We start from the raw sequence: 6046 nt of genomic DNA on the forward strand, positions 1-6046 counted from the left end.
CTGCTAACCCTTTCGAAACGATAAAAGGCGATTGGTTTGGCGCAGTCACTGCTAGGTTGACTAATCTGACATAGTGATTACTGGTGTTTTCTATATGAATAAGGTTCTTATCTTTACTCTTTATAATCTTTGCCTGTAGTCCGCTCCAAACTTCATTTGTTCCTTGGGATTGTCTTTTCATCCCTTTACCGTACATAAACAATGGTATGGAATATCTCATTCTCACTTTTACTGCCAGATCATTTTCTTTATTTTCATCTTGAGGCCCTTTAGCTGGCGGGAGTTCATCGATGATAATACGATATGCGTACTCTTTATTCGAAAGCGCCCCATCTTGATTTAATATACGAATAAGTTGCTTGGCACCAGGTGCAATTTTCACAAAAGGAGGCGTAGCTATCAGTTGTCGTTGCTGCGCATATGTATCCTGTCCATCCTTCTGTCCCCACTGAAAAATACGAACCTGCAAATAAAAATCTTCAGTGCCTTGATTAACCATCCAAATTGATGTCGCATTCGATTCAGAAGATATTTTAGGGTAAATAGGCCAAATAAGGAGAGAATTAGCATAGGCCTGTGAAGTTAACGTTGATAAGAAAATAATGACGAAAACCAGTCTTTTTATTATTAAATCCATTTAATTTCTCCGAAGGTTATCATTTCTTCGAAACAGCGCTTACCACTCAAGCGTTAAGGTAAGAGTATCTGTATAAATACCAGCGATTTCATTTCCATTTAATATCGCCTTTGCCCAAATTGGCACCTGAATGTTGTCAGGGTCTTCATTAGTTCCAACAGAATAGGGGGTATCAATGTCTAATACTTGAGAGTGTTCTGCATCTTCAAATAATAAATAATCCACCGTACTCGACTTTTCTGTGTGCTTCAGCTTGCGTACTCCTAGCGAAGCGTTCAAACCACCGTCAATCTTAATATTCATGGCTATGCCAGGGGTACAACTTAACGTAAGCCCACCGTTGTAGGTGATGCTGCCTTCTACTTCCGCAGCATAAATAGCAGAATGTTCACCAAAGTTTAACTCTCCTATTGTTCCAATTTGAGTGTTACTCTCTTCTGTCAGCGCACCATTGATCAGACACCCCGTATCAATGGTCGCTGACACTTGGAAAGTTTCACTCTGCGCTGCAAAAATAGGATAGGAAAAAGTGGCACAGGCGGTGAATAAAAATGCTTTGAGTAATATAGAGTTCACTTACCAACTCAGAGTTACGTTTAGTGTATCAACATAATTTCCTGCGACGCTGCTGGTACCGTATGCCGTGGCGTACAAATTAATGGTCTCTGAATCAACACCATTAAATGTAGAGAGTGCTATAGGGTTACTCGAGGTAAACTGGGTAGAACGATCTGAATCAGTGAAGAGAGTGTAATCCACAAACTCGGATCCGTTGGTCATTGCGTGATTACCTGTCGTCGAACTGGGATCGTTGGCACCACTGACTAAAGAGAAAGTAGGCGTGACTCCATTGCTGCAAAGTATTTCGATCCCCGTACCACCTTCCCCAGTCAAGACTGCTTCTTGCTCAGTAAAAATGGCCGGAACGTCACCAAAATTTAATGAGCCAAAACCAATATTACTGGAACCGTTCACCGCATTGTTGCCATTAATGACACAACCTTCCACTAAATTGATCGAAACGTCTATCGTACCGCTAATTGTCTCTGCCCTCGTTTGTAAGCTCAACACTGTAAATAACAAGGAAATAATCAAACAAAAAATTTTCATATGAAGCTCCATTTCTATCTCTGTGAACTCTATACAGATGATTGTATTATTAGTTATAGCTCAACAAATAAAACAAAGTGCATATCAAGATTAAAAAGATAAAAAGAAGTCAGTTCATTGTAGTTGTCAAAAGAAAAGCAGAGCTTTACACCGAGATATTCTTTTAGGTTGGAATATAAAACCACCAATTAACCATATTAAATAAAGGGTCTTTAGTGTATTCTGCATACGTTGAAACACGAAGAAGGCTGTTTTTTCTGAATTAGACAGCTTTTAGAAACGAAAAGAGATAGGGTGTGAGCTAAATAATAAAAAATCTAAGCGTTTAAAAAACGGAAAAAACGCCCCTTTCGGAGCGCTTTCTTATTTGAGCAGATTATTCCCAATCAAGGATAACTTTGCCAGACATGCCTGAACGCATGACATCGAAGCCTTCTTGGAAGTCATCAATCTTGTAGTGGTGCGTAATAATTGGTGATAGATCCAGACCAGATTGAATCAGTGAAGCCATCTTGTACCATGTTTCGAACATTTCGCGACCATAGATGCCTTTGATAACTAGGCCTTTGAAGATCACTTGGTTCCAATCAATGCCCATATCTGATGGTGGAATACCGAGTAATGCAATACGACCACCGTGGTTCATTGTGGTTAGCATTGAGTTGAATGCCGCTGGGTTACCAGACATTTCTAGGCCTACGTCAAAGCCTTCTGTCATGCCTAGTTCAGCCATTACATCTTCAAGCTTCTCTTCAGCAACATTTACTGCGCGTGTTACACCCATTTTACGAGCTAGCTCTAAACGGTACTCGTTTACGTCTGTGATAACCACATGACGAGCGCCGACGTGTTTCGCAACTGCAGCGGCCATGATGCCGATTGGGCCAGCACCAGTGATGAGCACGTCTTCGCCGACTAGATCGAAAGAAAGCGCAGTGTGTACCGCGTTACCGAACGGGTCGAAGATCGATGCTAGATCGTCAGAAATCTCGTCAGGGATCTTAAACGCGTTAAATGCAGGAATCACTAGGTATTCTGCAAATGCGCCTTCACGGTTTACACCCACACCGATCGTGTTGCGACACAAGTGAGTACGACCGCCACGACAGTTACGGCAGTGACCACAAGTGATGTGACCTTCACCAGATACGCGGTCACCGATTTCAAAGCCACGAACTTCCTGACCAATCGCAACCACTTCACCCACGTATTCGTGACCGACAACCATAGGCACTGGAATTGTCTTTTGTGACCATTCGTCCCAGTTGTAGATGTGTACGTCTGTACCACAGATAGCGGTTTTCTTAATTTTGATCAGAATATCGTTATGGCCAACTTCAGGTTTATCAACCTCAGTCATCCAGATGCCTTCTTCAGGATTTAGCTTTGATAATGCTTTAATTTTCATAATGTAACCTTCATTAAAGGCCCTATTATCTAGGACCTAGAGTCTTAAATAAGACCCATGTCCTTACCAACTTCGATGAACGCATCAATTGCACGATCTAGCTGCTCACGAGAATGCGCTGCTGACATTTGAGTACGGATACGCGCTTGGCCCTTTGGTACCACAGGGAATGAGAAGCCGATTACGTAGATGCCTTTCTCTAGTGCTCGCTCAGCAAATTCTGCTGCCACTTTCGCATCACCTAGCATGATTGGAATGATCGCATGGTCAGCGCCGCCCATTGTGAAACCAGCAGCTTCCATACGTGCGCGGAAGTGTGCTGCGTTTTCCCATAGACGGTCACGTAGGTCACCGCTCTCTTCTAGTAGATCTAGAACGCGGATAGAAGCGCTTACGATTGCAGGTGCAACAGAGTTAGAAAATAGGTATGGACGAGAACGCTGACGTAACCAGTCGATCACTTCCGCTTTACCTGATGTGTAACCGCCTGAAGCGCCACCCATTGCTTTACCTAGCGTACCTGTAATGATGTCGATACGGTCAACCACATTGTGGTATTCGTGTGTACCTGCACCCGTTTTACCCATGAAGCCAACCGCGTGAGAGTCATCAACCATGGTCAGTGCGCCGTATTTTTCAGCTAGGTCACAAATAGCCGGAAGGTTCGCCACTACGCCGTCCATTGAGAACACGCCGTCAGTAACAATAAGAATGTGGCGTGCGCCCGCTTCTTTCGCAGCAATCAGTTGTTGCTCTAGCTCTTCCATGTTGTTGTTTGAGTAACGGAAGCGCATTGCTTTACATAGACGAACACCGTCGATGATTGACGCGTGGTTTAGTGCGTCTGAAATAATTGCGTCTTCTTTACCGAGAATGGTTTCGAACAGACCTGCGTTTGCATCGAAGCAAGAGGTGTAAAGAATCGTATCTTCTTTACCTAGGAACTTAGACAACTTCTGCTCAAGCTCTTTGTGGATGTCTTGAGTACCACAGATGAAACGTACTGAAGCCATACCAAAGCCGTGCTCGTCCATGCCCGCTTTACCCGCTTCAATTAGCGCAGGATGGTTAGCAAGACCAAGGTAGTTGTTTGCACAGAAGTTTAATACTTCTTCACCGGTAGAGATTTTAACAGCCGCTTGCTGCTGAGACGTGATTACGCGCTCTGATTTGTAAAGACCTTCAGTCTTCACTTCTTCAATTTGCTGCTGAATCTGTTGGTAGAATGCAGAAGACATTTGAAATTCCTTCCTGGTTATTTTGGCGAGTATTTACTCGTTTAGAATTAGGTTGAGCCTTTATGTGACGGGCATCACGGGCTATCACTCATCAATTAATTGTAGTGTAATTCAAGGAAGGAAGAAGGATTATCCCTTAAGGTGGAAAAGCATTAATGAATCCAAGGCACGAATTCAATTAATGCTTTCCTATAATATTGTAATAAAAGGAGTTATAGCCCAGTTGGTTGTTTAAGTAGTGCTTCAAAGTCTTTGGCTGGTAACGGGCGGCTATAGTGGAAACCTTGCCCGAACTCACAGTTTAAGTCTTTTAGATAATCGACATGACGCTGTTCTTCAATGCCTTCAGCAACAATCTTAAGGTTCAGCGCTTTCGCCATTGCAATGATCACGTTGACGAGCTCACGATCGGAGTCGTTTTCGAACATATTTTGCATAAAGCTGCGATCAATCTTAAGGCGATCGAACGGAAATTTCTGTAAGTAACTCAACGCAGAATAGCCAGTACCAAAGTCATCGATGGTAAGCTTAGTGCCTAACGCTCTTAAGTTATTGAGCATGTCTAATAGCTCTGAGTCGTGGTTAAAGAGAAGGCTCTCTGTCACCTCAATATCGAACTTATCTGATGGAAGACCAGATTCCTCAAGGCTCTTCTTAATAAACGCAAGTAAGCGATCACAATACCTAAATTGAACACTGGAGAAATTCACAGAAACAAACAGCGGCGTCAGACTTTGCCATTGCGCCGCTTGGCGGCACGCTTGCTGGATAGCGAATTCACCAATTTGATGAATCAAGCCATTTTTCTCAGCAATAGAGATAAACTCTTCAGGATTTACGAACCCGTACTTCTCATCATTCCAACGCATTAACGCTTCTGCGCCAACAATTTTACCACTGCTCAGATCAATAATAGGTTGATAATACAACTCTAGTAATTGGCTGGAGATGGCATTTCTTAGTCGATTTTCCAAATCCAAATAGCGTTGCAAGTCTTGGTTCATATTGTGGTTATAAAAGCAGAAGGCATCGCGTCCATCTTGCTTCACGCGATACATCGCCATGTCAGCACAGGCGAGGAGCTGCTCGGCATTATCTCCATCATCCGGAAATACAGACATTCCGACGCTGCTACTCAAGAAGAATTCATGGTTGTTCCATACAAATGGATCGTTAAACGCCGAAAGCACGCTTGAAGCAACGCGCTTCGCGGTGTCATTATCAGGCAAGTCAGGAATCACTAATAAAAACTCATCCCCACCAATTCTCGCCAGTAAGTCTGTTTTTCTCGCGACTTGATGCAGTCGTTGAGCACTAAGTTTAAGGATCTCGTCGCCAACAAAGTGACCCATTGAATCGTTAATCTGCTTAAAGTGGTCTAAATCAATAAACATGACCAATACTTTTGAGCCACTACGTGACGCTCTAATCAACTCCAAAGCCAGTCTCTCAGAACCGTAGCTGCGATTAGGCAAGTTAGTCAACGTATCGTATTTAGCTTGGAAGGCGAGTTCTTTTTCAGACGCTTTTCGGCGTTCAATTTCGTTAGTTAGTTTTCGGTTCTGTTGAGAAAGTATGTCTTTTCGCTTTTTCTCTTCTTCAAGTTTAATTTTCAACTCAATTCTATTATTGTTTGTGATGAACGCATAACAC

General features: G+C 43.0%; 6 protein-coding genes. All 6 read right to left on the reverse strand.

The annotated features are described in order from the left end of the window. The coding region (locus CAG69_RS09675; protein WP_161443945.1) for a fimbrial biogenesis chaperone at positions 1 to 637 on the reverse strand (637 nt) is incomplete at its 3' end. 39 nt (positions 638 to 676) lie between these two features. Further along, entirely contained in the window at positions 677 to 1213 is a 537-nt protein-coding gene (locus tag CAG69_RS09680) for a Csu type fimbrial protein (RefSeq protein ID WP_225461341.1), read from the reverse strand. Next, positions 1214 to 1747 (reverse strand): Csu type fimbrial protein, encoded by a 534-nt coding sequence (locus CAG69_RS09685; RefSeq protein WP_237668059.1) that lies wholly within the window; start codon positions 1745 to 1747, stop codon positions 1214 to 1216. It abuts the gene before it with no gap. Positions 1748 to 2123: 376 nt separating this feature from the next. Continuing rightward, the gene (tdh, locus tag CAG69_RS09690) at positions 2124 to 3155 is read right to left on the reverse strand and encodes an L-threonine 3-dehydrogenase (RefSeq protein WP_161443948.1); all 1032 of its coding nucleotides are present in this window, start codon (positions 3153 to 3155) and stop codon (positions 2124 to 2126) included. Positions 3156 to 3199: 44 nt separating this feature from the next. Next, positions 3200 to 4393, reverse strand: a complete 1194-nt coding sequence (locus CAG69_RS09695) for a glycine C-acetyltransferase (protein WP_006741961.1) — start codon at positions 4391 to 4393, stop codon at positions 3200 to 3202. A gap of 212 nt (positions 4394 to 4605) precedes the next feature. Then, on the reverse strand, positions 4606 to 6046 hold a 1441-nt coding region (locus CAG69_RS09700), incomplete at its 5' end, for a putative bifunctional diguanylate cyclase/phosphodiesterase (RefSeq protein WP_161443950.1).

Source organism: Vibrio sp. V43_P6S15P86 (genome assembly GCF_009904725.1).
Lineage (GTDB): Bacteria > Pseudomonadota > Gammaproteobacteria > Enterobacterales > Vibrionaceae > Vibrio > Vibrio diabolicus.